The sequence below is a fragment of the Salicola sp. AFF1 genome (assembly GCF_056783195.1).
Map to the genome: position 1 here is coordinate 1 of NZ_JBXAYL010000145.1, position 340 is coordinate 340.

Sequence of the window (340 nt, forward strand, 5' to 3'; positions counted from 1 at the left end):
AAATCATAGAAGGCCAACAGCTCGTCACGGTCCTTCTCAAGGGTTTCCATTGCTTTCGGGTACTTGTCCCCGAACCGGCGCAGGGTGCTGTCGAAGGCCTTTTGAGCACTGTCGCGCGTCTCCGCCAGGTAGATCTCATGCAGCGCTGATTTGACCTTTGGCTGGACTGACTTGGGCAGCTTGTCCAGCACATTGGCCGTCTTGTGAACCCAGCACCTCTGGTGGCGGGTGTCTGGAAACACCTTGCTCAGCGCTTTCCAGAAGCCCAAGGCCCCGTCGCCCACGGCCAGCTTAGGCGCATGTTCCAGGTTCTTTTCCTTCAAACGCGTAAGCAACTGAT

General features: G+C 57.1%; 1 protein-coding gene. It reads right to left on the reverse strand.

The window, feature by feature from the left end; all coding sequences use genetic code 11:
* Positions 1–340, reverse strand: a 340-nt coding sequence (locus tag AC1RQI_RS17115; RefSeq protein ID WP_481905817.1) for a transposase, incomplete at both ends; no start/stop codon positions are given.